Annotated in this window: 23 protein-coding genes and 1 riboswitch; of the genes, 15 read left to right on the top strand and 8 right to left on the bottom strand. The window is 61.5% G+C overall.

The genetic code is table 11. The features are described from left to right. Positions 1–2 precede the first annotated feature (2 nt). The gene (gene asnB / locus BDB13_RS22235; protein WP_094273726.1) at positions 3–1928 is read right to left on the bottom strand and encodes an asparagine synthase (glutamine-hydrolyzing); all 1926 of its coding nucleotides are present in this window, start codon (positions 1926–1928) and stop codon (positions 3–5) included. A 321-nt stretch (positions 1929–2249) separates the two neighbouring features. On the opposite strand from asnB, the gene ctaC reads away from it, so the two are divergent. From ctaC to BDB13_RS22215, 4 genes are all read left to right on the top strand, one after another. Further along, positions 2250–3314: an aa3-type cytochrome oxidase subunit II gene (gene ctaC, locus BDB13_RS22230; RefSeq protein WP_094273725.1), complete on the top strand. Its 1065-nt coding sequence runs from the start codon at positions 2250–2252 to the stop codon at positions 3312–3314. Positions 3315–3353: 39 nt separating this feature from the next. Further along, entirely contained in the window at positions 3354–3770 is a 417-nt protein-coding gene (locus tag BDB13_RS22225) for a cytochrome c oxidase subunit 4 (RefSeq protein ID WP_094273724.1), read from the top strand. A gap of 106 nt (positions 3771–3876) precedes the next feature. Further along, entirely contained in the window at positions 3877–4173 is a 297-nt protein-coding gene (locus BDB13_RS22220; protein ID WP_094273723.1) for an antibiotic biosynthesis monooxygenase family protein, read from the top strand. Positions 4174–4309: 136 nt separating this feature from the next. Next, positions 4310–4678, top strand: coding sequence for a hypothetical protein (locus BDB13_RS22215; protein WP_254922920.1), 369 nt, complete (start codon positions 4310–4312; stop codon positions 4676–4678). Between the two features lie 70 nt (positions 4679–4748). Here the strand turns inward: BDB13_RS22215 and qcrB are convergent, their stop codons facing one another. The 4 genes from qcrB to ctaE all read right to left on the bottom strand — a co-directional run bounded on the left by qcrB (position 4749) and on the right by ctaE (position 9081). Next, a complete protein-coding gene (gene qcrB, locus BDB13_RS22210; RefSeq protein ID WP_441347206.1) occupies positions 4749–6416 on the bottom strand; it encodes a cytochrome b in 1668 nt (555 codons plus the stop codon). After that, positions 6413–7555 carry a cytochrome bc1 complex Rieske iron-sulfur subunit gene (gene qcrA, locus BDB13_RS22205; protein WP_094273720.1) on the bottom strand — a complete coding sequence of 381 codons (1143 nt, stop codon included), beginning with the start codon at positions 7553–7555 and terminating at the stop codon, positions 6413–6415. Before qcrA ends, qcrB begins: the two co-directional genes overlap by 4 nt. Beyond that, positions 7552–8403: a cytochrome bc1 complex diheme cytochrome c subunit gene (qcrC, locus tag BDB13_RS22200; protein WP_094273719.1), complete on the bottom strand. Its 852-nt coding sequence runs from the start codon at positions 8401–8403 to the stop codon at positions 7552–7554. The genes qcrA and qcrC overlap by 4 nt, the downstream gene beginning before the upstream one ends. A gap of 63 nt (positions 8404–8466) precedes the next feature. Next, the gene (gene ctaE, locus BDB13_RS22195) at positions 8467–9081 is read right to left on the bottom strand and encodes an aa3-type cytochrome oxidase subunit III (RefSeq protein ID WP_094275112.1); all 615 of its coding nucleotides are present in this window, start codon (positions 9079–9081) and stop codon (positions 8467–8469) included. Positions 9082–9209: 128 nt separating this feature from the next. On the opposite strand from ctaE, the gene BDB13_RS22190 reads away from it, so the two are divergent. After that, positions 9210–9665 carry a hypothetical protein gene (locus BDB13_RS22190; RefSeq protein ID WP_176459652.1) on the top strand — a complete coding sequence of 152 codons (456 nt, stop codon included), beginning with the start codon at positions 9210–9212 and terminating at the stop codon, positions 9663–9665. A gap of 117 nt (positions 9666–9782) precedes the next feature. Continuing rightward, positions 9783–10874, top strand: a complete 1092-nt coding sequence (trpD, locus tag BDB13_RS22185; RefSeq protein WP_094273718.1) for an anthranilate phosphoribosyltransferase — start codon at positions 9783–9785, stop codon at positions 10872–10874. Between the two features lie 20 nt (positions 10875–10894). Here the strand turns inward: trpD and BDB13_RS22180 are convergent, their stop codons facing one another. Both BDB13_RS22180 and BDB13_RS22175 read right to left on the bottom strand, forming a co-directional pair. Further along, entirely contained in the window at positions 10895–11170 is a 276-nt protein-coding gene (locus BDB13_RS22180) for an Lrp/AsnC family transcriptional regulator (RefSeq protein WP_094273717.1), read from the bottom strand. Between the two features lie 91 nt (positions 11171–11261). After that, the gene (locus BDB13_RS22175) at positions 11262–13040 is read right to left on the bottom strand and encodes a DEDD exonuclease domain-containing protein (RefSeq protein ID WP_176459651.1); all 1779 of its coding nucleotides are present in this window, start codon (positions 13038–13040) and stop codon (positions 11262–11264) included. A 530-nt stretch (positions 13041–13570) separates the two neighbouring features. Beyond that, positions 13571–13749, top strand: a riboswitch (cyclic di-AMP (ydaO/yuaA leader). Positions 13750–13764: 15 nt separating this feature from the next. Between BDB13_RS22175 and BDB13_RS22170 the strand changes: the two genes are divergently transcribed. The 4 genes from BDB13_RS22170 (at position 13765) to BDB13_RS22155 (ending at position 18300) form a co-directional block, all read left to right on the top strand. Continuing rightward, a complete protein-coding gene (locus tag BDB13_RS22170) occupies positions 13765–14340 on the top strand; it encodes a C40 family peptidase (protein WP_094273716.1) in 576 nt (191 codons plus the stop codon). A gap of 310 nt (positions 14341–14650) precedes the next feature. Next, a complete protein-coding gene (locus BDB13_RS22165) occupies positions 14651–15703 on the top strand; it encodes a C40 family peptidase (RefSeq protein ID WP_094273715.1) in 1053 nt (350 codons plus the stop codon). 68 nt (positions 15704–15771) lie between these two features. Then, complete coding sequence (locus tag BDB13_RS22160; protein WP_254922919.1) at positions 15772–17139, top strand: hypothetical protein; 1368 nt, start codon at positions 15772–15774, stop codon at positions 17137–17139. A 33-nt stretch (positions 17140–17172) separates the two neighbouring features. Then, positions 17173–18300, top strand: a complete 1128-nt coding sequence (locus BDB13_RS22155) for a glycosyltransferase family 4 protein (RefSeq protein ID WP_094273713.1) — start codon at positions 17173–17175, stop codon at positions 18298–18300. A 72-nt stretch (positions 18301–18372) separates the two neighbouring features. Here the strand turns inward: BDB13_RS22155 and BDB13_RS22150 are convergent, their stop codons facing one another. Next, positions 18373–20184, bottom strand: a complete 1812-nt coding sequence (locus tag BDB13_RS22150; RefSeq protein WP_094273712.1) for an AMP-dependent synthetase/ligase — start codon at positions 20182–20184, stop codon at positions 18373–18375. Between the two features lie 161 nt (positions 20185–20345). Between BDB13_RS22150 and BDB13_RS22145 the strand changes: the two genes are divergently transcribed. The 5 genes from BDB13_RS22145 to BDB13_RS22125 all read left to right on the top strand — a co-directional run bounded on the left by BDB13_RS22145 (position 20346) and on the right by BDB13_RS22125 (position 23970). Continuing rightward, a complete protein-coding gene (locus BDB13_RS22145) occupies positions 20346–20732 on the top strand; it encodes a polyketide cyclase / dehydrase and lipid transport (RefSeq protein WP_094275110.1) in 387 nt (128 codons plus the stop codon). Between the two features lie 45 nt (positions 20733–20777). Then, positions 20778–21215, top strand: a complete 438-nt coding sequence (locus BDB13_RS22140) for an SRPBCC family protein (RefSeq protein WP_094273711.1) — start codon at positions 20778–20780, stop codon at positions 21213–21215. Beyond that, entirely contained in the window at positions 21212–22462 is a 1251-nt protein-coding gene (locus tag BDB13_RS22135) for an ArsA family ATPase (protein ID WP_094273710.1), read from the top strand. The genes BDB13_RS22140 and BDB13_RS22135 overlap by 4 nt, the downstream gene beginning before the upstream one ends. Then, positions 22459–22863, top strand: a complete 405-nt coding sequence (locus BDB13_RS22130) for a hypothetical protein (RefSeq protein ID WP_254922918.1) — start codon at positions 22459–22461, stop codon at positions 22861–22863. Before BDB13_RS22135 ends, BDB13_RS22130 begins: the two co-directional genes overlap by 4 nt. 93 nt (positions 22864–22956) lie before the next feature. After that, positions 22957–23970 (top strand): ROK family protein, encoded by a 1014-nt coding sequence (locus BDB13_RS22125; protein WP_169632264.1) that lies wholly within the window; start codon positions 22957–22959, stop codon positions 23968–23970. Positions 23971–24038: the final 68 nt, after the last annotated feature.

Genomic DNA, 24038 nt, shown 5'->3' with positions numbered 1-24038 from the left:
TTTTAGATATTGACCGGATACACCGGTTCCTGGATCTGCGGAACGATGCGCTTCTCCACGAAGATTCCGTGCCAGACCATGAAGGTCAGCACAGTCCACAACCGGCGACTGTGATCGGAGACGCCGGCGCGGTGGTCATTGAGCATCTTTGCGACCGCGGCCTTGTCGAAGATGTGGTCGGTGCCCGATTCTTCGATCTGCAGGTGCGCCCAGTCGAAGAGTTCCGTTCCGCGCAACCAGTGGCGAAGCGGAACCGGGAATCCGAGCTTGGCTCGATGCAGAACATGATGCGGGACAATGCCTTCGAGCGCCTGACGTAGCGCGTACTTCGTGGTGTCCTTGGTGATCTTCTGATCCAGCGGTACCCGCGACGCGACGTCGAAGACCTCGGAATCGAGGAACGGGACACGCAACTCGAGAGAGTTTGCCATGGTCATCTTGTCGGCCTTGACGAGGATGTCGCCGCGCAGCCACGTGAACAGGTCCAGGTGCTGCATACGCGCCACCGGATCCCAATCGCGAGACTGAGCGTAGATCGGCGCTGTCACGTCCTGGTGTGTCCACTCGGGGCGGAAGTCACGCAAAACGGCCCGGAGTTGAGCGTCGTTGAAGCTACGGGCGTTGCCGTAGTACCGCTCTTCCAGCGTCAATGATCCGCGGTTGAGCAGGCTCTTGCCGCGAGTGCCGTCGGGGATGCGCTCGGAGAGCTTTCCGGCCGCTCGACGTAGTCCCTGCGGAAGGTACTCGAAAGGCTTGAGGGACAACGGTTCACGATAGATCGTGTAGCCGCCGAACAGTTCGTCCGCGCCTTCGCCGGACAACACGACCTTGACGTGCTTGCGGGCTTCCTTCGCGATGAACCACAGCGGGATCAAGGCCGGATCCGCGACCGGATCGTCGAGGTACCAGACGATTTCGGGGATGGCGGCGGCAAACTCGGCGGGGGAGACCACCTTGACCACATGCCGGGCGCCGATGGCCTCGGCCGACTCGGCTGCGACGTCGACCTCGGAGTAGCCGTCACGCTCGAAACCCGTCGTGAAGGTGATCAGGTTCGGATTGTGGCGGATTGCCAGCGCGGCGATAGCCGTGGAGTCGATACCGCCGGAGAGGAATGATCCGACGGTGACGTCGGCGCGCATGTGCTTTGCGACGGAGTCTTCGAGGGCGTCGGCAATTTCCTTGTACCGCGCCTTCTCCGTCCCCGGAGCGAACGGCTTAGCCGGAAACTTGGGTGTGAAGTACCGCGTGATCTGTGGCTTCTCGCCGGGACGGACCCGCGCGAAACAGCCGGATTCGAGACGGCGGATCTCCTTGTGGAGCGTCTCCGGTTCCGGAACGTACTGCAGGACCGTGTAGTGCTCGATCGCACGCGGATCCAATTCCGTGCCGATTCCGATCAAGTCCGTCAGCTCGAGGAGGCTCTTCTTCTCGCTGCCGAAAGCAGTGCCGCCGGGTCCGGTCGCGATGAACAACGGCTTGATGCCGAACTGATCTCGAGCGATGAACAGCTCACGCGTCTCGGTGTCCCAGATAGCGAATGCGAACATGCCGCGCAGTCGTTGGACTGCGGCCTCGCCCCAATAGTGGAACGCCGCGACGATGGACTCGGAGTCGCCCTCGGTGAAGAACTTGGCGTCGTGTTCCTTGGCGAGCTCGGCCCGGATCTCCAGGTAGTTGTAGATCTCGCCGTTGAACGTCAGCGCATAGCGCTCAGGATTTTCCGGCGGCCCCCACCGCAACGGCTGATGCGAGTGTTCGATGTCGATGATCGACAGGCGATTGAAACCGAAGACGAGGTGGTCGTCATGCCATGTCCCATGTTCGTCGGGTCCACGGTGACGCAGGCAGTGCATCGCCTGGTCGACCTGAGCGACGGCGTCGTCGCTGGTTCCGCCAGATGTCAGTAGCCCGAGCAGTCCACACACAGTGTCCGGTTCCTCGATTCAGAATTTTTTATTGCAGAAGGCTCCCGGACAACACGCGTCCGGGAGAGGTCAACGAACTCTTCCCGAAAGTATGCCGCAGATCCGAGGCTGTGCCGATCGTGACCGATCGAATTGCAGTGATGTAGGTCGCTTGCGACGGCTGACCAGTTCCTGAGCTGCGCCTGAGAGATTTGTGTGACGTCCGACGCGACACGGCCGAGGACCCGGGGATGGATACCGCCCACCTTTGGTCTACGCTGCGTAGTAATTGGGCCTTCCCTTCGAGGTGCCCTAGTTGAATTTTGTGGCGATCAGGAAGGCGTGAACGTGGCGCAAGGTCGGATCCTTCGGCGAGCGGGGCTGGCAGTAACTTTGGGCATTGCTGCCTTGCTGCTGTCGGGTTGCTCCATCGACAATGAAGTGCTCCGTTTCGGGTGGCCCTCGGGCATTACTCCTGAGGCGAAGAGCATGCGAGAGCTGTGGACGTGGTCGGTAGTAGCCGCCCTCGTCATGGGTGTTCTGGTGTGGGGATTGGTCTTCTGGGCCGTCATCTTCCACCGCAAGAAGAAGGACTCGCCTGAGTTCCCGCGTCAGACGGCATACAACGTGCCCCTCGAACTCGGTTACACGGCAGTTCCCTTCGTGATCATCGCGGTTCTCTTCTACTTCACCGTCATCGTCCAGAACAAGGTTCTGGAGAGGACGGAAAACCCTGACGTCGTCGTCGACGTCACGGCATTCCAGTGGAACTGGAAGTTCGGCTACCGCTCAATCGAGCTGGGCGACGGAACTGCCAAGTACAACGGCATCGATGCCGAGGCCGAGGAAGCATCCAAGGCTGAGGGCTCGACCGTGAACGCTCACGGCGAAGAGGTTCCCGGACCCATCCATGGCAACAGCGTGCAGGATCTGAGTTACCTGCACTACGACAAGATCGAGACCGTCGGATCCAGTTCCGAAATTCCGATCCTGGTTCTGCCGACCGGCAAGCGCATTCAGTTCGAACTTGCATCCTCCGACGTGATTCACGCGTTCTGGGTTCCCGAGTTCCTGTTCAAGCGTGACGTTATGCCGAACCCGAAGCAGAACCACTCCGACAACATCTTCCAGATCAGTGAGATCGAGAAGGAAGGCGCATTTGTCGGGCGTTGTGCCGAAATGTGTGGCACCTTCCACGCAATGATGAACTTCGAGGTCCGTGCGGTTTCGCCGGCAGACTTCGCGAAGTACATCGAACTGCGCAAGGGCGACGCTGAGGGTAAGGGCGGTCTGAGCACCGCTGAGGCATTGTCGGCAATCGGTCAGTCGCCGGTGGCAACGTCGACCACGCCGTTCAACACCGACCGCGAGTACCGTCAGGCAACCGTCGCTACTGCAGGCAACTGAGCCGGCCAGCCTCTTCACTGAACAAGGACAAGTGCTGATATGAAGATCGAAGCCAAGCTCTTCGAGATCCTGACGGTTTTCTTCATTCTCGTCGCGATCATCTATGGAGTGTTCACCGCGCTCTCTCGTACAGGAATCGAATGGGCCGGACTCACGGCCATCGTCCTGTCCGCAGGACTGACACTCATCGTGGGAACCTATTTCCGCTTTGTCGCTCGTCGACTGGACACGCGTCCGGAAGACTATGACGACGCTGAAATCTCGGATGGTTCGGGAGAGCTGGGCTTCTTCAGCCCCGGTAGCTTCTGGCCTATCCTGTTGGCTGCTGCTGCCGCCATCGCAGCCGTCTCGCTGGCGTTCTTCCAGCCTTGGATGATCGCGGTCGGAGTCATCTGCATCATCGCAGCGTGTGCAGGCCTCGTGTTCGAGTACCACGTTGGACCAGAAAAGCACTAGCGTCACCCGCACTCTTCAGAGGCGCCGAACCCCTTACGGGTTCGGCGCCTCTTTTGCTTGTCGCCGAATGGGGGAGCGCGGGTTCGGCATATGTCACACTTCTGGAATGATCCTTGAACACGCACTCTTGCAGGTTGATCCGAAACTTTCTGCGGAGTTCGAGGCAGCCTTCGACACGGCCAAGGGAATCATTGCGGCGGTACCAGGATTCATTCGACTGCGTCTCTCTCATTGCCTGGAATCGCCGGAGCAGTACCTGTTGCTCGTGGAGTGGGAGAGCCTCGAGGCGCACACAGAGGGCTTCAGGCAGTCCGAGGGCTACGAACGTTGGCGAGAGCTCCTCCACAGGTTCTACAGCCCATTCCCGACCGTAGAGCACTATGCGACGGTGTTCGAGGTCTGAGGTTGGTACGGGCAACGACTCGGTTCCTGGAACTGTGACTCGGTTCCCGAAACGGTCCAGGCGACTGTGGATCTGCGCTGCCGTTCTTGTCGGAGCGCTGGCCCTCGGGTTCGGCGGCCCGCCACTCTACCGTTGGATGAACGCGCGATCAGCCGAGAAGGCTGCGGAGTCGCTGGCATCCAACCTCGGCTTACATCTGAGCGAGGCCGACACGATCTTGTACACCAAGTACTACAGTTCCTTCCCCGACTCGAGCGCGTACCTGGTCATCGAATCAACCTCGCGTGCCCGAGCCGAGGAACTTCGCGCTGAGGCTGGTTTGACGTCCTGCGGGCCCGCCGTAGTCCATGATTTTGGTCGGATACCGTCGGAATATCGTCCGGTACCGTCGTCGATCTTGACGTCGTGTGAGTCTCCGATGACCGGTCAGGGTTTTCTGCGAGGTGTGTGGAACCCAGCAGTGGACCAGGGGAGACGGGTCTACATGTGGGCAATCCAGATGTGATGGATGAAGACAACGCAATGAGGCCCCGCACCGAAATCGGTGCGGGGCCTCATTGCTTGTTGCTCAAGTTCTAGTGGAGTTCTCCACTGGAACCGTCTGTCTTGCCGTGCGTGCGGTTCTGGTAGTCGAGCAGAATCTGAAGCTGCTCGTGCTCGGCCGCATGGTCCGCGGCTTCGAGAGCTTGGCTCTCTTCCACCGGGTCAGCCTTGGTCAAGCTACCGGAGCCGGGCTTGCCGGCCAGGCCGAGCTTGTTCATCTTCTTCGGAACAGCTGCACCCTGGTACTCGAGGGGGATCGGGTGTCCGTGATCGTCGACGGGTCCGAGCGGCTGGTGGATTTCGATGTACTGGCCGTTCGGCATCCGCTTGATGATGCCGGTCTCGATGCCGTGCTCGAGGACTGCACGGTCACTGCGCTGCAGGCCGATGCAGAACCGGTACGTCACGAAGTATGCGATGGGCGGAAGGATGACCATGCCGATACGGCCCATCCACGTCATTGCGTTCAACGAGATATGCAGGTGGTACGCGATGATGTCGTTGATGCAGGACACCGTCAGGACAACGTAGAACGTGATTGCCATTGCGCCGATAGCGGTACGCACCGGTACGTCGCGGGGACGTTGCAGGATGTTGTGGTGCGCATCGTCGCCGGTAAGGCGCTTTTCGATCCACGGGTACGCGAACAGCAGACCGAAGACGAGACCCATGATGAGGGCAACGGCAAACACTGCGGGGATCGTGTAGCGGTCGAACAGGTAGATCTCCCACGCAGGCCACAGTCGAGCAAGGCCGTCCGTCCACATCATGTAGATATCGGGCTGGGAACCAGCCGAGACCTGAGATGGGTTGTACGGGCCGATATTCCACACCGGGTTGATCTGGAACAGACCACCCAGCAGCGCGAGAATACCGAAGGTGATGGCGAAGAACGCGCCACCCTTCATTGCGAAGACCGGGAGAATGCGAACGCCGACGACGTTCTCTTCCGTGCGTCCGGGGCCGGGGAACTGCGTGTGCTTCTGGTACCAGACCAACGCGAGGTGGCCGGCGATCAAAGCCAAGATGATGCCCGGGAACAGCAGCACGTGTGCAACGTAAAGGCGCGGGATGATGAGATCGCCGGGGAAATCGCCGTCGAAGATCATCCAGTGCATCCAGGTACCCACGACCGGAATACTCATCGTGATGCCACCGAACGCGGCGCGGAGGCCGGTACCGGAAAGAAGGTCATCGGGGATGGTGTAGCCGAAGAAGCCTTCGAACATCGCCAGGACGAGCAGCAAGCAGCCGATGACCCAGTTCGCTTCACGCGGACGACGGAATGCGCCGGTGAAGAAGATGCGAGCGAGGTGCACGACGATCGAGGCAGCGAACATCAATGCTGCCCAGTGGTGAATCTGGCGAACGAAGAGACCGCCGCGAACCTCGAACGAGATGTTCAGGGTGGTCTCGTAAGCGCGTGACATGGTCACACCGCGAAGCGGCTGGTATGCACCCTGGTAAACGACGTGTGCCATCGACGGATCGAAGAACAGCGTCAGGAACACGCCGGAGATCAGCAGGATCACGAAGCTGTAGAGCGCGATCTCGCCGAGCATGAAGGACCAGTGCGTCGGGAAGACCTTGTTGATCTGCCGGCGCATGCCTGCTGCAAGGTGGTAGCGGGAATCCACTGCCTCTGCTTGACCAGCTGCGGCTGCCGCAATCTTGGATGGTTTTGTGGTGGTTGTGGTCACGGTCGACGCTCCCAAAATGCCGGGCCGAGTGCTTCGATGAAGTCACCATCGGCGACCAGGAAGCCCTCTTCGTTCACTGTAATAGGCAACTGCGGAAGTGCGCGAGCAGCGGGACCGAAGATCGGCTTGCCGTACTGCAGTGCATCGAACTGCGACTGGTGGCAGGGGCACAGAATACGGTTGCTCTGCTGTTCGTAGAGCGAGGTGGGGCAACCCAGGTGGGTGCAGATCTTCGAGTACGCGAAGTAATCGCCGTAGTTGAAGCTCTCCTGACCCTTGCGCTTGGTGACACGCTGGGCGTCTTCCGTGCGCAGGCGGATCAGCATGACCGCGTTGCGGATGCCGCGCAGTGCTGCGAGCAGCGCATGGTCGTCACCACGATCGGATTCACGGAACGGGAAGACCGTTTCCATGGATCCGGCGTCGAGATCTTCCGGACGCACGAGAACGATGTCCTCGGGGCGACCGGTGTCACGACGGAGGTAGATGGTCTCGCCCTTGTAGTTGGGGGTCCATCCGGACACCCACAACGGCGAGTCGTCGCCCTTGGCCCACGGGTTCTTGATGAGTCCACCGAGAGGCATGATCATCATGACGCCGAGCGCACCGCCACCGAACATCAAGCTGCGCTTGATGGCCTTGCGACGGGGAATGGTCGACGATTCCAAGGACTCGCCGAGCTGAGCGACAAGAGTACGGCGATCGACCTCGGAGGATCCACCGTCGTGGCGGTCCTGAATGGACACCTCTTCGGGGATGAACTTCTTGGTGAACTGCACCGCGCCGATACCGACACCGAGGATCGCGAGACCCATGGTGAGGCCGATCAACGGGGTGTACAGGCTGTACTTGCCGTAGTCCGCGTCACCGGCACCGGCGTACTGCCAGGGCCAGAACAGGTAAATTCCGATGAAAGCGATAGCCGAAACACCGGCGAGGCCGAACCAGAACGCAACGTTCCGCTCGGCGCGCTTCTCAGCCTTGGTGCCTTCGACCGACCAACGGTTACGGCGGAAGGCGATGTCTACGCCATCGAGATTGGTACCCAGGGTGACCAACTCGTCGCGAGACATCGCGTCGAGCTCCTCATCCGTGTACTTCTTTGGCGTATCGCCGCCCTGCTGGCCAGCGTCGCTCATGACCTTGCTCCGATCCACAATGCTGCACCAACGACAGCGATGATTCCGGCAGCCCACATGAAGAGACCTTCAGAGGCCGGACCGACGCCGCCGAGACCGTAACCGCCGGGGTTCTTGGCCTCACCGGAGGACTTCACGTACGCGATGATGTCTTTCTTTTCTTCGACCGTCAGCTGACGATCGGAGAACTTCGGCATGTTCTGGGGACCGGTGACCATAGCGGCATAAATCTGCTGCTCGTTCGCCGGGTCCAGGACCGGTGCGTACTTGCCCGAAGACAATGCGCCACCGCGACCGGTGAAGTTATGGCAGGACGCGCAGTTGAGCCGGAAGAGCTCGCTGCCTCGGCCGATGTCGCCACCACGCAGCGAGGACTGAGCGATTTCGCCGTTCTCGTCACGAATGAGCGTCGGGCCGCCACCGTTTGCCTGGATGAATGCACCCAGAGCGTCGGTCTGTGCAGCGTCGAACTTGGGGTCCTTACGCGAAGCCTGGGCTTCGTTGCGCGCTGCAGGCATGCGTCCGGTCGAAACCTGGAAGTACACGGCTGCCTCGCCGACGCCGATCAGGCTGGGACCGCGGTCCTCGACACCCTGAAGGTTGGCGCCGTGGCAAGTGATGCACGACGTGTCGTACAACTGCTTGCCCTCTCGAATGAGAGCGGCAGTGTCGTCGCTGGCGGTAGCAACCTGCGGAGCGGGTGTCAGGGCGGAGGCAAGGAAGCCGGCGCTGATCAATCCCATCATCAGTACGAGCGCTCCGGTGACGCGCCGGCGGATTTTCCGCTGGCGACGCGTCTTCGCGGCATTCGCTGTGGTATCGGATGTGGGAGGGGGGGATGAACTCATCTGTATCCCTTTGGTATGTCGGGACGGACTGGACGTCAGGGGCTGCCTGTGGCGTTCAGCTGATTAACGGATGAAATAAATCGTGGCGAACAGCGCGATCCACACGATGTCCACGAAATGCCAGTAATACGAAACAACGATCGCTGCTGTTGCCTGAGCCGGCGTAAATTTGCTGACCCGGGTACGTGCGATCAAGAAAACGAAGGCGATAAGACCGCCGATGACGTGCATACCGTGGAAGCCGGTGGTCATGTAGAACACCGAGCCGTAAACGCTGCTCGAGATCGTGGTGCCGGAATGCACGAGGTGGTAGTACTCGTAACCCTGACCGGCGACGAAGAACGCCCCCATGATCAAGGTGATGGTGTACCAACGGCGAAGTCCGAAGACATCGCCACGCTCAGCCGCGAAGACACCCATTTGGCACGTGAACGAAGATGCAATAAGCACCAACGTCACTGGTACAGCCAAATACAGGTTCAATTCGGTCGGCTCCGGCGGCCAGTGTCCTACCGGCGCCTGTGCACGTGCCACGAAGTACATGGCGAAGAGCCCTGCGAAAAACATGAGCTCACTGGACAACCACACGATGGTGCCAACGCTGACCATATTTGGCCGGTTCAGCGAGTGCACGCGTTGGGTGATTGCCGATCCTGAAGTCCCTACTGCGCTCGTCACAGACAGAAGTATGACGCTTCGTCGTAAGACACGGCCACTCGGGTCCACCATCGGCGCGTCGCTAGGCCCGAGATCACGGATTCGGACTGCGTACGCGCTGGTGGAGCGTCTGTGAATATGCTGGCGCAATGGCAGCTACGCACCAGAGTAGACCTTGGTTCCTGAGAATTTTCAGCAGAAAAGATTCGGCACCACTCGATCCGTCACGGCCCGATCTCGAGATCGTCGCCGCGGGTTTCGACGACGTCGAAGCATGCTCGACTGTTTTGGCGCGGGCGAGCGCTGAGGAGCCGCGATGGGAGTCGGAGCGGGAAGCTGTACTTCGGCACCATCTGGATCTGCCGGAGGCCGCAGTGGCGGAGGCGGAAGCGTTCGTCATCCGGGACGGCTACCGGCGCGGCCTTCCGAGGGAGTTCGACGTTCAGGCGCAAGGAGTCGGACTGATGCGGGTTCTCTTCGAGCGAACCCAGATGCTCGATGCACTTCACTGTTCCCAAGAACGGTCGAGGATGGCTGCATTGGCTCAGCGACTGGGCGGCTCCGTCGCGGGTTGGGACGCGCTTCAGCCCGCCGCCGTCAGGTAACCGAGTTTCGGGGCAGGCTGCGTGTTTCTGTGACCGGGCCAACTTCAAGGACCCGGCACAGCACTGACTAGGCTGCGATGGTCAGATCCAGCACGACTCACAAGGGGACCGAAGTACATGGCCGGCACCGACGCATCCAACGCTGTGAACGCCGATTCGAGTGCCGTGGTGCGGTCCTGGCCGATGATTCTCGGGTTACTCACCGACGGGCACGATCTTTCGTTGGACGACTCTCGTTGGGCGATGCGCGAGATCATGTCCGACAACGCGAGTTCCGCGCAGATCGCTGCGTTCGGTGTGGGTCTGAAGATGAAGGGCGAGACGCCTGCCGAGTTGCAGGGCCTCGCCGACGCCATGCTCGAACATTCCAAAGCCGTGCCCGTGGATTCCGACGTCGTCGACATCGTGGGGACGGGAGGCGACCGCTCCAACACGGTCAACATCTCGACAATGGCCTCAATTGTGGTGGCAGCATCGGGAATTCGCGTCGTCAAGCACGGTAACCGTGCGGCGTCGTCCAAGAGTGGTGGTGCCGACGTGCTCGAGGCATTGGGCGTGCGAATCAACTTGGGCCCGGAGCAAGTGGCGCGTTGCGTCGACGAGGTAGGCATCGGATTCTGCTTCGCACCCGTATTCCATCCGGCCCTGCGATTTGCCGCGGCTCCGCGTAAGGAAATCGGAATCCCGACGGCATTCAATGTGCTGGGTCCGCTGACCAACCCGGCACGTCCGCGTGCGGGATTGATCGGGTGTGCGTTTCCGAAGCTGATTTCAGTGGTTGCGGGAGTGCTTGCGCAGCGCGGTAATTCGGCATTGGTGGTGCGCGGTGACGACGGATTGGACGAGTTGACCACGTCGACTACGTCGACGGTCTACGTTGTTGCCGACGGCAAGGTCAGAATCGCAACGTTGGACCCGCGCGACCTCGGCATCGCGCGCGTTCCCTTGGATCAGTTGCGGGGAGGTGACGCAGACGTGAATGCGGCCGCGGCGAGAACCCTGCTGTCGGGTGAGGCCGGACCGGTCCGAGACGCAGTGCTACTCAACGCCGGTGCCGCCATCGCAGCCTTCAACGGCGTCGGTGACGACCTGGAAGGCGCGATTGCGGCCGGTATGGCATCGGCCGCCACCGCAATCGACAGTGGCGCGGCCGCGGAGTTGTTGCGCCGGTGGGCGTCGCTCACGGTGGCGTTGACCGAAGGCGCCTGACGATCAGCCGGGCTTGACGGTCATTCGCCGAGGGAGAAACCAGCCTCGACGTCAGCGCTGGAGAAGGACTGGAACGCAATGTGGGTGGCGGTCTTCGTCACTCCGTGAACCTTGTTGATGCCACCGGTGACGACGTCTGCGATCTGAGCGTGGTCCCGCACTTTGACCACCGCAATCAGGTCGATATCACCTGCACAGGAGTACACCTCGCTGACGCCGGGGATATCGGCGACGGCCTGTGCTGTCTCCGGGATCCGTGCGGATTCGGCGTGAATCATGACGATGGCGTTGATCATGTCTCTCCTCTGATTGAACTCCGGTACAGCGTGAACTCCGGTAAAGCTGGATCGAGCTTATGTCCTCACGATCAGTTGCCGGACCGGCGGATCACAGTGGGTCTCGCCGTGGCTCGGATTGGGCTCCGGCCTTGGCGAGTTGGCACCAGTCCGCCCAGCGCCCGGCGCCCATCGCAGGCTCCGCGTATCCCGATGTGGCCGAGACGATTCGGATGCCGTCGGAGCCGAGCCAACGGACGATCAAACCGAGTTCTTCCGGGGGTGCGCCGCGGAGGGGAGCGTCGTCGGGTAGCACCGTTTCTGCTGAAGCGACGAGGGCGTCGACTACCGGCATGGGATGGGTACCTCGTCGAGCGAGCCCTGCGGAGGCGAGTCGGCCCGCTCGTATCACTGCCAATTCCCAGCCTCCCTCGGGAGCGGGGTGGGCCAGAACCAACTGATCTATTGCGGCGACGGCGGCGAGTCGCTGGGTCCGTTGCAGTGCGACGGCAACTGCGGCAGTTCGATCTCGAAGTCGGGCCGCAGTCTCGAAGTGGGCGTCGGCAGACAATCTTTCGATTCGGTCCTTCATCCGTTGCAAGGGACGGTCGTGGTGGCCCAGCAGAAATGTGCGAACCTCGTCTGTGGTGGACGCGTACTGCTCTTCCGTGATGTCGGTAGCGACAGCGCTTCCGGCTGGGGGACTTGCCGGACAGGAACCTACCTCGCGTGCGGGGCAGGCAGGTCCGTGGACGGCACCTCGGGGTAACCGTTTGGTGCAGGTGCGCAAACCGGTGAACTCAGCGACGGTCTCCGCCACATCGAGCGCGGTGGCACGCGAGCTGAACGGTCCCACACAATGGGGAGTTGGGGTGCGGGCGACGGACAGCCTCGGAAAGGCCTCGTCCGTGAGGGTGATCCACCAACCGCGTTTGGGGAACTTCGAGCGCCGGTTATACGGGGGAGCATGTGCAGCGAGGAGGCGTAGCTCGCGTACGCCGGCCTCGAGAGCGTGGGAACACTCGACGTGATCGACGCGGGTGGCCAAGGCCACCATCTCCTTCATACGGCCGCGGGTTTCGGAGCCGGTGAAGTAGGTGCGGACCCGGCGGCGCAGATCTACCGCAGTCCCGATGTATAGAGCTTCGTCGGACGGGCCGCGAAAGAGATACACACCCGGACTTCGGGGGAGGTCGGTCGCAAAGGATCGCTTTGCCCGCTGATGCGACGAGATATTGGGCAGATAGTCGATCAGTTCGCTGTAACTGTGGACGCCCTGGTTGCCGACGCGGTCGATCAATCCGTGGAGGACGTCGACGGTTGCCCGGGCGTCGTCGAGGGCACGGTGCGTCGGCTGGGTGCTGACTTGGAAGAGATGCGCGAGCGCGGAGAGCTTCACCGAGGGTGCTTCGTCCCGGGTGAGGACCCGCCGGGCGAGTTTGACCGTGCAGAGGACCCGGAAGGCCGGCCACGGGCGGTTGGTGCGTGACGCTGCGGCTTTGAGGAATCCGATGTCGAACGGGGCGTTGTGAGCCACGAGGACGGCACCCTCGGCGAATTCGAGAAATGCGGGCAGAACTCGATCGATCCGGGGAGCATTGATCAGCATTGCGTCCGTGATTCCGGTCAGTTCGACGATGTAGGGCGGGATCGATCGTCCGGGATCTATCAGCGTTGCCATCTCGCCGAGCACTTGTCCACCGCGAATCTTGACGGCGCCGATTTCGGTGATCGAATCTTGATCCGCACTGCCGCCCGTTGTTTCGAGGTCGACGACGACGAACGTGGTCTCACTGAGCGGTGTGTCCAGTTCGTCGAACGACAACTGACGCCCGTTGTGTGGGCTGAGTTCAGAGGCGGCGGGAAAAGCTTCGGCGGAGGCAGGACTCACAGAGCAGACAGTAGAGGGAGAGTCCGACAGGTTTTGTCGGGCTGGAGAGGGACCTTCGGCGTGGATTTCGGGACGTTCGGAGGCTGGGTAACTCTCGTTGAGGCACCAGTCATTTCGCGCTGAATGACGCAAGAGAGACGAGCGTCACAGTTTGCCTGAATTTTGGATCGGACATCGCAGGTGCTGATCCGGTTCGGCACGCTCTGCGGGTCGAAGTAGGTGACGCGATGCCAGTTCGTGATCTTGCATCGACGGAAAGGTCCTACCGGTACGTAAGTACTTCTGATCTGGGGCGGGGTGCCCGCTGGTGACTTGGGCCGTGGATCGCGTTCGACGGAAACCCGTCGGCGACGGTTGGCAAACCAAACTAATCGTTATCCTGCTGTGATCGTATTGGCGTAACGAGCGCGAGAAGGCGCGGAATCGGACGAATCGAGCATGAAAGGCGCGGCGCGGTCGACATCGCCGCGATCATTTCGTAACCTTCCTGAGACCTAACGAAGTCTTGCCGGACCAAGACGGACCGGCATCGTCAGGAACCGCCTAATCGGGATCTCCGCGAGGAACCCGAACCGGGAACCCAAGTTTCCACTGGGGTGAATCCCGCCTGGGGTGCAGCACGCTCGATCGCTGTAGACCACGCGGGTAGGGCTGATCTTCCCAGCCCGAACCCGTCAGCTAACTCGGTCGGCGGACGAATGGAAGAAATGGAGCACCTCTTAAAGTGGCGTCACATAGTTTCAAGCGTTCGGCGACTTTGGTAGTCGCAGGCGCACTGGCAGCCGGAGCATTCGCTACCACCGCTGCACCCGCCTCGGCAGCCCCCATCACCATCCCCGGCGTCGGAACCTTCGACATCCCGGATGTTTCGATCCCCGCACTTCCGGTAATTCCCGGTGTCACTGACACGGGTTCACTTGCGCCCCTCACGCAGGCTGCACCGGCCGCTCCCATCTCCACCATTGGTGAGCAGGCTGTTCGCGCCGCAGAGAGCAAGCTGGGCTCCCCGTACGTGTACGGCGCAGCGGGTCCGGACGCATTCGATTGCTCCGGCCTCATCCAGTGGGCGTACAAGCAGGCCGGTCTCAACATCCCGCGTACGAGCTACGACCAGGCCGCTGCCGGTATCGCGGTTGCGCAGTCCGACCTTCGCGTCGGCGACGTGATTTCGTTCTACGGCGGATCGCACTCGGGCATCTACGCCGGCAACGGCAATGTCATCCATGCATCGACCGCAGGTCAGCCCGTGAAGGTGGCTCCCGTGTCGTCGATGCCGTACGACGGCGCTCGCCGCTTCTGATCCGTGTGACTGATCGACGGCTTCTCGCGAAGTCCTGTTCGATCCGCCGCCGATAGGGGTAGCTCCACAGCTTTGACAAATGTGGGCCTCGAATCACGAGATTCGAGGCCCACATTTGTGTGTTTCAGGTCATTTCGCCCAGTACTTCATGGCGATATAGCTACTGGTGGGTAGGCGTAAACGTATGCCGTTCCGTAACCTGATCGTGACATTAGACGCCGTCTACAGGTAGTGTGAGTAGTTGACATCCAGCTAACAGATCCGGCCAACTCTGGTGGGGTCGTAAGAGTGAGACGGAGAGTTGCGTTCCGTGGTTTCATCGAAGAAGTTCAGTCGGGTCCGTACTGCGCTGACGGTAAGTGCGTTGGCTATTGGGCTCGTCGCGTTGCCGGCGTTGCCGGCGACTGCCGATCCGGTGATCAGCAACCCCACCGAGGCGCTCGAGAAACTTGGGGAACTTGCCCGGGTGTCCGAACAGACCAACGAGGCATTGCACAACGCACAGATTGATTTGGATGCAAAAGAAGCGTTGCGCCTCGATGCCGATGCGCGCTTCACGACGGATCAGGAGCGATACGACGCGGCAAACGTACGGGTTTCCGAGGTTGCGCCGGCTGTGAATCGTATTGCGACGGCGAACTATCAGGGTGCGCGGACCAATCGCCTTTTTGCGTTGATGGTTAGTGATTCTCCGCAGCAGTTGCTCGATCAGATGTCGGCACTCGACGTCATCTCCAATGATGCGGCCGTGCAGGTCCGTCAGTTCAACGACGCTACTGTCGACGCTCGCCGGGCCGCGGAATCCTCGAAGCAGTCGGCGGATGAAGCGCGGACGGCGGCCGACCAGGCGAAGGCGCTCAGTGACGATCTGCAGCGGAAGCAAAGTGAGCTTCAGGCGCAGGTTGCCGAGGTTACCAAGGCCTTCGACAATCTGACGGAGTCCGAACGTGTGCAGTTGAGTGGGACAACCTTCCCTCCCGGAGTCGACGCTAGCAAAATTCTGGCTAACTTGACGCCCGGGTCGGGCACTGCAGCACTCCAGGCCGGACTGACCCGAATCGGTGATCCCTATGTTTGGGGAGCTACCGGACCCAATGAGTTCGACTGCTCCGGACTTGTCGTGTGGTCCTACAAGCAGGTCGGGAAGACCCTGCCGCGGTCGAGCCAGGCGCAGGCAGAGGGTGGCACACCCATTTCGCGTGATCAGCTACAGCCCGGCGATATCGTGACGTTCTACAGCGACAATTCGCACGTCGGAATCTATGCGGGCGACGGGAACATTCTCCATGCCTCGACATTCGGTGTTCCGGTAAAGGTGCAGTCGATGGCGGGCATGCAATTCTCCACCGCACGTCGCTATTGAGCGGCATTTCACCACGTGTGACCCGGGCATTGGAATAGGAGACCGTTGCGTCTCCTACACTCGGCACCGTGTCGACTGACCACATGACCGCTCCGGTAGCAGAGTCGAAAAGGCAGCGTCGTTGGGAGTATCCGGCTCTCATCGCGCTCGGTTGTGCTGTGGTGGTCGTTTTGGCGCTCACCGTTTTCTTGACGGATTCCACGAGTTCGTCCGAACGGGCGAGCAAGGAACAGGATGCGGTTCGTGTCGTCGCGGTTCAGGGTCTCCTCGATTCGTGGGCGAAGGCTCAGATGTCCGAGGATCCGACGGCTCTCGCTCGGTTCGTCGACAAAGCTGCTTCGCCGGGGGTTCTCGAAGCCGAGATAAGGCGTGCAACTGCGGCGCGGGCTTTGCGATTCTCGGACTGGAATTACCAGATCTCTCCGGGGACTCTCACCGAAGGCACTCGAACCGGAGCTCCGAGCGGCGACGTCACGCTCTGGACCGCGCCGGTCGTTTTCGGTTACGCGCTCAGCGATGTGGATGTGCTGCCGACGAACAAATCGGTGGTGATGACCTTTGCAGAGCGTGATGGAGACTGGTTCGTGTTCGCTGACGGATCGATCATCGATTCCGTCGCTACTGCCGGACCCGACTTGTCGGTCGGCTCATGGCATGGGCCGTGGGACTTCGGTCCGCTGGCGGTGGCGACCAACTCCGATGAGGATTCAATAGTCGTCGGGCACCCGGGTCAGCAAGCATTTGTCGACGCGCTGGCGGGGGATCTGGAGGAGGCAGTCGCCAACACGACGCAATTGTGGGGCGACGGATGGTCCGAGCGGGCTGTCGTGATGGTGGCTGGTTCGCCGGAGGAGTTCACGGCGTTGGTCGGCTCGCATCACGACGGGTCGTCGATTGCAGCAGTGTCGGTTGCGGATGCAGTCAGCAGCGGCGCCAGTGAGGTCAGTGGCCAGCGCATCGTGTTCTCACCCGCTGCTGCCTCACGTCTGACACCGATTACCCGACGCGCGGTCCTGCGTCACGAAATGATGCATATCGCGGCACGTTCTCGCACGCGCGACGGGTCGCCCATGTGGGTTCTCGAAGGTTATGCGGAGTACGCGGGCAATCGTAAATCCGGCCGGGCGTTGAGCGAGATTGCGCCGACTCTGGCTGCGGCAGTGCGTGCCGGCGAAACGCCCATGCAGTTTCCCGATGATTCGAAGTTCGGTGGAGTGCCGGTCGTGAGTTCCCTTGCCTACGAGTCTGCGTGGTCGATCAATACCTATATCGCCGAACGATTCGGTGAGACGGATTTGACGGAGCTTTTTCGCGCCTTGGCCGTAGGACCTTCGACGCAGACGGAGATCGATCGTCGTATCCATGAGGTAGTGGGCATCGGGATGGATGAACTGCGCGAGGGCTGGGTGGATTGGCTGCATCGTAGGCTGGGCTGAGTCCGAGCAGGGTGCGTGCTTTACGGTGGACGGATGCGCCGGACCCTTTTGGTGACCAATGATTTTCCGCCCAGGCCGGGCGGGATCCAGTCGTACCTTCACACTTTCGCGAAGCATCTTCCGGCAGACAAGTTGGTTGTCTATGCGCCGCGGTGGCGCGGAGATTCGCACAAGAAGTTCGATGCCGCTCAACCTTTCGAGGTTGTCAGGCATCCCACGACGTTGATGATCCCGACACCGTTTGTGGCCAGACGCGCTGCGAAGCTGGTCGAGAAACATGACTGCGAGTCGGTGTGGTTCGGTGCCGCTGCTCCACTTGCGTTGCTGGCACCCGTAGTTCGCCGCGCCGGTGCGTCTCGGGTTATCGCGAGCACTCACGGGCACGAGGTCGGCTGGTCGATGATTCCCGGGGCGAGGCAGTCGTTGCGGGCGATCGGTGATCACACGGACACCGTGACGTTTGTCAGCAAGTACACGCGCGGAAGATTCGCCTCGGCGTTCGGTGCTCAGGCGGCGTTGGAGCATTTGCCTTCCGGCGTGGATACGACTGTGTTTCATCCGGATTCGGCGGCGCGGTCCGAGTTGCGCAATCGCTACGGGTTGGGGGATCGGCCGACGATCCTGTGTCTGTCGAGGTTGGTTCCCCGCAAGGGTCAGGACATGTTGATCAAGGCGCTTCCGGCTATTCGGAAGAGTATCGACGGTGCGGTTCTCGTGATCGTGGGCGGCGGACCCTACGAAGATCGTCTTCGGGAACTTGTCCGCAAGACGGGGATGGACGACCACGTTGTCTTCACCGGCACCGTTCCGGCAGCTGAGTTGGCAGCGCACCACACGATTGCCGATGTCTTTGCGATGCCGTGTCGCACCCGGGGCGCTGGCCTCGACGTCGAAGGTTTGGGGATCGTGTATCTGGAGGCGTCTGCTTCCGGCGTCCCGGTTATCGCGGGTCGTAGCGGCGGTGCTCCGGAAACGGTGCAGCAGAACAAGACCGGGCTCGTCGTTGACGGAACATCGGTTGCCGACGTCGCGGCTTCGGTGATCGAGGTGCTCTCCGATCGGGATCGGGCAGCCGCCATGGGCGCTGCCGGCCGCGACTGGGTTGGTGCCGAATGGAAGTGGGACACACTCGCTTTGAAATTGCAGAAGCTACTGGGCTGAGTAGGTCCGACAAACAATTGTGGCCGCCGCACCTGTGAACAGGTGCGGCGGCCACAATTGTCTCGAGCGGTTCTACTTCGCGTAGATCATGTCGATTTCAGCGGCGAACGAAGCGTGCACGACATTGCGCTTGAGCTTCATCGTGGGTGTGAGTTCGCCTGTGTCCTCGGAGAAGTCGACCGGGAGGATCTTGAACTTCTTGATCGCTTCGGCGTGTGAGACGAGTTTGTTGGTTTCGTCGATCGCGTCCTGTATTTCGCCGACGAGTTCGCCGTCGGTCACGAGGTCGGCTGCCGTGGTGCCGGCGGCCTTGTTGTTGCGCTCGTTCCACGCCGGAAGCGCTTCGGCGTCGATGGTGATGAGTGCACCGATGAACGGCTTCTGGTCGCCGACCACAATTGCCTGACTGATGAGAGGGTGTGCGCGAAGCGAATCTTCGAGCTGCGCGGGGGAGACGTTCTTTCCGCCGGCGGTGACGATGATTTCCTTCTTGCGACCGGTGATCGTGATGAAGCCCTCGTTGTCGACGGTACCGAGGTCTCCGGTGTGGAACCAGCCGTCTTTGATGGACTCGGCGGTCGCCTTCTCGTTGCGCCAGTATTCGGTGAAGACCACGGGGCCGGATAGCAGGATTTCACCGTCGTCAGCGATGCGAACGGAGTTGCCGGCCAACGGCTTTCCGACGGATCCGACCTTCTGGGCACCGATCGTGTTGACTGCGAAGGCTGCTGTGGTTTCGGTGAGGCCGTAGCCCTCGTAGATCGTGATGCCGATGCCGCGGAAGAAGTGGCCGAGGCGGGCGCCCAGCGGGGCGCCGCCTGAGATAGCCAACTGGCACTGCCCGCCGAGTGCGGCGCGTAGCTTGGAGTAGACGAGCTTGTCGAACAGGGCGTGCTTGAGCTTGAGGACAATGCCGGGGCCGCCACTGTCTTGTGCCTCGCTCCAAGCGATTGCCGTATCAGCTGCCGCATCGAAGATTTTGCCCTTGCCGTCACCGTGGGCTTTTGCGCGGGCGCTGTTGTAGACCTTCTCGAACACGCGGGGTACCGAGAGGATGAAGTCCGGTTTGAATTCACCGAAGGTAGGTACGAGGTTCGGGATGTCGCTGGTGTGTCCCAGTGCTGCACCGGAATCGAAGGACGCGATGCTGACGGCGCGAGCGAGGACGTGAGCCAAGGGCAGGAACATCAGTGAGCGGACGCCTGGGGTCCGCAAGAGTTCGCCGAGGTTGGACGCTTGGATGCCCTTCGACTCGGCGATGAGGTTGGAGTGTGTCAGCTGGCAGCCCTTGGGGCGACCGGTGGTGCCGGACGTGTAGATCAGGGTTGCGGGATCGGAGGACTTCAGTGCGTCGACGCGGGCCTGCACGTCCTCGTCGGAAATGCCGGCGCCCAAGGCAGTCAGTTCGTCGATGGCGCTGCGTCCGCCTGCTGGAGCGTCGATCTGATAGACCGTGCGCAGCGCCGGCGCTGCCGCGGCCACGTCCTGGACTGTGGCGGCGTGGGTGTCGTTTTCGACGATGAGATCGATCGCTTCGGAATCCTCGAGGATCCAGCGGACCTGCTCGGCAGCGGAGGTTTCGTAGATCGGGACCGTGACGCCGCCGGCTGCCCAGATGGCGTAGTCGATCAGCGGCCATTCGTAGCGAGTCGCGGACATCAGTCCGACGCGATCGCCCTGCTTGACTCCGATGGCGATGAAGCCCTTGGCGACTGCGGTCACCTGCGCGGCGAACTCGCCTGCAGTGACGTCGACCCAAGAGGATCCGACCTTGCGCTTGTAGACGATTGCCGCCGGCTTTGTCTTCGCGAAGGCGAACACCGAGTCGACCGCGGAGGCATCCTCGGGAATCGTGAACGTCTGGGGTGCGCTGTATTCAGGCACGAAATACCTCCGACACTGCGAAATACTGACGAGTAGGGTCTGACGCTCATTACTGTAGTCGCACGTCCGGCCTGGTTGTGGCCGGGTTAACATCATGACCGGTTGGTAACGGTCTGGTGCCCGTGGTCAACGCGTCGGTGCAATATGTGAAGCTAACTCCCGTGAGCAGCATTCAGGTCGCAGACCAGACATTTATCGCGGCACCGCCCGAGCGCGTCGCCGAACTGTTGTCTTCGCGCGCGCAATGGCGTCGTTGGTGGCGAGATCTCGAGCTCGAGGTCCGTGAGGATCGCGGACCCGCAGGCTTCCGTTGGGGTGTGTCGGGCCAGCTCGTGGGCACAATGGAGGTGTGGCTCGAACCGGTGATGGACGGAGCGATCGTCCATTACTTCCTTCATGCCGAACCGGTCGGTGTGTCGCCATCCGGTCTGGCCGGACTCGATCTGGCCGGGATGAACCGCAAACGTCGTGTCGACGGCAAGGTGATGGCCTTTGCTATCAAGCGTGAATTGGAAGCCGGACGTCCGGCAGGCGTGTCGCCGGCCTGACGTCCGGTCGGTGCAGTCGAATCTCGAGGAAGGAAGAGTAGTCGTATGGCCGAGAAAACCAAGGGGTTGATCAGCATCGACGCTCCGGCCGACGCCGTGATGGGTGTGATCGCCGATTTCGAGGCGTATCCCGCGTGGGTCGCGGCGGCCAAGTCCGTCGAGGTTACGGCCGTCGGTGCCAGTGGGCGCGCAGATCGGGTGCGCTTCGTTCTGGATGCGGGCATGGTCAAGGACACGTACGAATTGCAGTACAACTGGGCACCCGACGGAATGTCGGTGAGCTGGGAGTTACTGTCCGGCGAGATTCAGAAATCTCAGTTCGGCTCGTACACTCTGTTTTCCGAAGCCGACGGTACGACGTCCGTGACGTATGAGCTGACCGTCGACTTGACCATTCCTATGATCGGGCTGTTCAAACGTAAGGCCGAGAAGATCATCACCGATACCGCGTTGAAGGAACTGAAGAAGCGAGTCGAGGGCTGAACGGCGCGCGAACCCGTATCCAGCTGTTCACCGGTAAGGGAGGTAGCGGGGCCACGACACTCGCATCTGCGGCCGCGCTTGCGGCTGCGTCTGCGGGATCGAAGGTTCTGCTGATGTCGATCGATCGGGCACATTCCCTGGCGGATGTGCTGGCGATCCCGGTTCCACGCGAGGTGACTCCACTCCTCGGCGGGCTGGATGTCTGGCAACTCGACATGTTGACTCTTGTCGAGGACAAATTTCGTGGCCTGTCGGTGTTGCTGGACGCCGCGGGCGCCCACGAACATGGGTCGACGTTCGACACTCTGGAACCCGAGGAGCTGACGGGTTCGCTCGGCATTGCAGACATCTTGGCGATCGCCGAAGTCGTTCGGATGGCATCGAGTGGTGAGTACGACGTCGTGATCGTGGATTGTCCCGCGGCGACTGAAGCTTTGCGTGTCTTCGGGGCTCCGGCGATGGTGTCCGAGTACCTCGAGCGGGTGTGGCCGCGCCATCGACGCTTGTCTGCCGTCGCGGCGAACGACGTGCGTTTGATCCTGCTGGTGTCGGTGATCGAGCGCGTCGTATCGACGGTCGACCAGATTTCGGGATTTCTCGCGGATCGCTCCAACACCACCGTTCACCTGGTGACGTCAGCCGAGTCGAGTGCTGTCCTTTCGACGCGTCGCACGCTGTCGGGTTTGGCGCTCTCGGGTGTGCAGGTTCAGCGAATTGTCGTCAATGGAATTGTGCCGCAATTCGATTCGGTGTCGGACCGCAGTTCGACGTCCGATGGAGCAACTCGGTGGCTGGCCAACCGCCGTGATGCGCAACGCTCGTGTGTCGACTCGCTGCGCCTGGCCGCGGGGGCCGTCCCAGTCGAGGTTGTCGAACAGACCGATACCGAACCGGTAGGGTTGGCGGCTCTGGGCGACATTGCGGCCGCACTCGAGGGTGCGGCGCCGGCAATCGACGAGGGGTCCGTTCCGGAACCGCAAAGCCTTACCGAGCTCGTGACGGTGACGCTGGAGTCGGGTACGGGAGTGGATTCGGTCTACGCGATGCGGATGCACCTTCCGCTTGTCGATCCGTCGTCGTTGTCGTTGGGCCGGGTGGAGGACGATGTGCTGGTGGGAGCGGACGGGGTGCGGCGGAGAGTGAGATTGGCGTCGGTATTGCGTCGTTGCGTCGTCAGTGGGGCTGAGCTGGACGGAACCGACCTGATTATTCGATTTGTACCGGATCCCGCGGTGTGGCCCGTATGAACGAAGACCACACTCGGCTCCTCGCAGAATTTCGTGTGTTGGCCGATTCCGTCTTGGCGCGCGTGGAACCGATGCTGGCGCAACTGGCCGAAGGCCGTGCGTCCGGGCCCGAAGACGGACAGAACCCGGCGGAGTTGCCCGCGTTCGGTGGGTGCAGTTGGTGCCCGGTCTGCGCGATCGCGGCGCTGGTACGGGGTGAGCACCATGAACTTCTGGCCTTTCTCGCTGGGCAGGCGGCAGTCCTCTTGGCGCTACTCCGCGAGCTTCTCGACGAGTTCCTGGGCGGACACAACGGGCCCGACAGTGGTCCGGGCGGTGGAGCCTCGGCGGCCGATGATTCTGCCAAGGCCGAACCTCGCGCGTCTGCCTTCGTGCCGATTACGGTGACCGTCAAACCCTGAGTGGGTGCTGTTTCGTCGGACCGCTGGTACTGACGGCTTTCTGTGGGCACAATCGTCAGAATGCGTGATGATGGAGTGCGGAGAGTGGCTGCGATGAACGGGCGTCATGGCTCGACTGCGGATTTCTCGACTACCGATTTCTTGACCATCGGAATCGATGTGGGCGGCACCAGCATCCGTGCCTCGGTGGTGGATGTGGACGGCCAAGTGCTCGATACAGCGCAAGCTCCGACGCCGCAGTCGGCCAGGTCACTCGAGAATGCCTTGGACCGGGTGGTTCGCGAATTGGTCGGCAGGCATGACGTTGCCGCGGTCGGTTTGGCTGTTGCCGGGTTCATTACTTTGGATCGCACTGCTGTGCGTTTTGCTCCGCACCTGCCGTGGGTCGATGCGCCGGTAGGTAGTGACCTGAGTGCACGACTGGGTCTTCCCGTGGTCCTCGAGCACGACGCCAATGCCGCGGCGTACGCGGAACATCGGTTCGGTGCGGCTTCCGGCCACCGCAACGTCGTGATGGTGGCAATCGGTACGGGTATCGGCGCCGCGTTGCTCGTCAACGGTGAGCTGTACCGGGGGAGTCATGGCGTAGCTCCCGAACTCGGTCACATACAGGTGGTGCCGGACGGGCGCCCGTGTGCCTGTGGGAAACGTGGTTGTTGGGAGCGGTACTGCAGCGGTACGGCGTTGGTGGACACAGCAATTGAACTACTTGCCGCGGATCCCTCCGCGTCGACGGTTCTTGCCCGGGAAGTCGGCATCGATGCGGGCGGGTTGACCGGACGCCGAATCGCCAACGCCGCGTACGACGGAGATCCGATTGCGTTAGCGACGATGGCAGAGTTCACGAGGTGGCTGGCGGTGGGTCTGGCCATGGTCGGGGATGTCTACGATCCGGATCTTGTCGTGATTGCCGGCGGCGTTGCGAGTTCTGCGCCGCTGTTTCTCGACGAAGCCCGTGAGCAGTATGCAAATTTGCTGACCGGTGCCAAACATCGACCGCTCGCACGCATTCGGAGCGCCCAGTTGGGCGAAGCAGCGGGCATGGTGGGGGCTGCGACGTTGGCACGATCTGCAGTTTCAGGCCCTGTTTCGCCTGGCCGCCGCTGAGTCGTACCGGTTCGCGCGCCGGTGCTCCCGGGGCATGTGTAGCGGGGCTTACGGGTGCGCAGTAAGGT

Origin of the sequence: Rhodococcus sp. OK302, assembly GCF_002245895.1 — a bacterium.
GTDB lineage: Bacteria > Actinomycetota > Actinomycetes > Mycobacteriales > Mycobacteriaceae > Rhodococcus_F.
This window is presented reverse-complemented; position numbering and strand designations above follow the sequence as displayed.

Coding starts and splice junctions, on each gene's coding strand:
- BDB13_RS22225 (WP_094273724.1), top strand. CDS start 3,354: ATGAAGATCGAAGCCAAGCTCTTCGAGATCCTGACGGTTTTCTTCATT.
- BDB13_RS22220 (WP_094273723.1), top strand. CDS start 3,877: ATGATCCTTGAACACGCACTCTTGCAGGTTGATCCGAAACTTTCTGCG.
- BDB13_RS22215 (WP_254922920.1), top strand. CDS start 4,310: ATGAACGCGCGATCAGCCGAGAAGGCTGCGGAGTCGCTGGCATCCAAC.
- qcrA (WP_094273720.1), bottom strand. CDS start 7,555: ATGAGCGACGCTGGCCAGCAGGGCGGCGATACGCCAAAGAAGTACACG.
- qcrC (WP_094273719.1), bottom strand. CDS start 8,403: ATGAGTTCATCCCCCCCTCCCACATCCGATACCACAGCGAATGCCGCG.
- BDB13_RS22190 (WP_176459652.1), top strand. CDS start 9,210: ATGGCAGCTACGCACCAGAGTAGACCTTGGTTCCTGAGAATTTTCAGC.
- trpD (WP_094273718.1), top strand. CDS start 9,783: ATGGCCGGCACCGACGCATCCAACGCTGTGAACGCCGATTCGAGTGCC.
- BDB13_RS22180 (WP_094273717.1), bottom strand. CDS start 11,170: ATGATCAACGCCATCGTCATGATTCACGCCGAATCCGCACGGATCCCG.
- BDB13_RS22155 (WP_094273713.1), top strand. CDS start 17,173: ATGCGCCGGACCCTTTTGGTGACCAATGATTTTCCGCCCAGGCCGGGC.
- BDB13_RS22140 (WP_094273711.1), top strand. CDS start 20,778: ATGGCCGAGAAAACCAAGGGGTTGATCAGCATCGACGCTCCGGCCGAC.
- BDB13_RS22130 (WP_254922918.1), top strand. CDS start 22,459: ATGAACGAAGACCACACTCGGCTCCTCGCAGAATTTCGTGTGTTGGCC.
- BDB13_RS22125 (WP_169632264.1), top strand. CDS start 22,957: ATGAACGGGCGTCATGGCTCGACTGCGGATTTCTCGACTACCGATTTC.